This is a genomic window from Methylobacterium sp. B1 (genome assembly GCF_000333255.1).
Classification (GTDB): Bacteria; Pseudomonadota; Alphaproteobacteria; order Rhizobiales; family Beijerinckiaceae; genus Methylobacterium; species Methylobacterium fujisawaense.
This window is the reverse complement of record NZ_BACT01000980.1, coordinates 1-1,480: the sequence shown is the minus strand read 5'-3', so window position 1 is coordinate 1,480 and position 1,480 is coordinate 1. Positions and strand designations below refer to the sequence as shown.

2 protein-coding genes are annotated in these 1,480 nt (G+C 69.3%); one reads left to right on the top strand and one right to left on the bottom strand.

Annotated features, from left to right (window positions below; all coding sequences use genetic code 11):
- Positions 1-281: 281 nt before the first annotated feature.
- Positions 282-449, top strand: coding sequence for a 50S ribosomal protein L33 (gene rpmG / locus I53_RS27300; protein ID WP_020092568.1), 168 nt, complete (start codon positions 282-284; stop codon positions 447-449).
- Between the two features lie 396 nt (positions 450-845).
- On the opposite strand, the gene I53_RS27295 is transcribed toward rpmG, so the two are convergent.
- Positions 846-1,480, bottom strand: a 635-nt coding sequence (locus I53_RS27295) for a LysR family transcriptional regulator substrate-binding protein (protein WP_043356894.1), incomplete at its 5' end; no start/stop codon positions are given.

Sequence of the window (1,480 nt, the reverse complement as noted above, 5' to 3'; positions counted from 1 at the left end):
GTCCCGGGGACCTCTAGAGTCGCTCTACAATGTCGGTCTGATGCTGGGTCCGCCGGTGATCGGCGGCGGGCTCGACCTCGTGCCGCCGCACGGCTTCGCCCTGGCGCTGCTCGCCCTGTTCCTGGCCTTCGCCGGCTGGCTCGCCGCAACGGAGCGATCGGGCCCACGCTCTTGACCTGCCGGGCCCGATCGGGCATTCACCCGCCCGTATTCGGCCGGGCTCTCCCGGCCATTTGCGTTTCGCTCACGCGGAATGCCGCACCCTGCAGGAGCGCCGCGCCATGGCCAAGGCCGTCACCGTCAAGATCAAGCTCGTCTCCACCGCCGACACGGGCTATTTCTACGTCACCAAGAAGAACTCCCGCACGCAGACCGAGAAGCTGACGATGCGGAAGTACGACCCGGTCGCGCGCAAGCACGTCGATTTCAAGGAAACCAAGATCAAGTAAGGTCGCTGGCTGCATCGCAGCCTGACCGCCGACGGGAAGCCGCTCCGGAGACGGGGCGGCTTTTTCTGTTCGGCACCGCCTCGCGCGACGATGGCGCGCGTTCCCGGCAGCTGCCCGGCCGCCGCCCGAGCGGCCGACAGCCTGGCGCCAGCACGACTCGTTAACCCTCACTCATCCCGGACGCTGCGCGATTCGCCGGCCGATTTCCGGCCCGCGGTTTCGGCCAGCCCGGCTGGCGGAGGGCGGGTTCGATGCAGCGGATCCTGCTGGCGATTCTCATCACCGGGGCGGTACTGGCGATCTGGCTTGTCCTGACGCTGCCGGTGCATGCCCTCGGCGCGACCCGCCGATGGCTCCTGGAACGCCCCGCCCCGGTCCGGGCACGGAGCCGATCGCTCAGGCGGTCCCCGACGCGGCCAGATCCGGATCGAGCGTCCGCGCCAGGGACCGCGCGATAGCTACGAGGGCCGTCACCATCGGTGTGGACGGCTCGCGCCGCGGAGCGACGAGGCCGATCGTGTGCTCCAGGTCCGGGGCGGTGATCGGGATGGTGCGCACGCCCTCCATGGGCCCCAGCGCATCGACCAGGATCTCCGGCATGATCGAGGCCCAGCGCAGGGTGCGGACATGGGTCAAAAGCACGATCATCGAGTTCGATTCGAGCGTTGCGGCGGGGTCAACACCCGCCTCCCGGATCTGGTGATCGATGATCCGCCGGTTCTGCATGTTCGGCGTGAGCAGGCAGAGGGGCAGGCTGCCGGTCTCGGCCCAGGTGACGCTGGACCGGCCGTCGAAGGGGCCGCCGATCGCCGTGACGAGGCGGTAGCGCTCCCGGTAGAGCGGCACGGAGACCACCCGCCCCAGGGGCTCGTTGTCGAGGTAGGTCAGGCCCGCATCCGCCTCCAGGTTCTCGATCAGCGAGAAGATGTCGGTCGAGGTGGCGGACTCGACCGTCAGCCGCACGTCCGGGTGGCGCTCGCGGGTAGGCGTTGTGAGATTGACGATCATCCGGCACGCCGTGGGGATGGCGG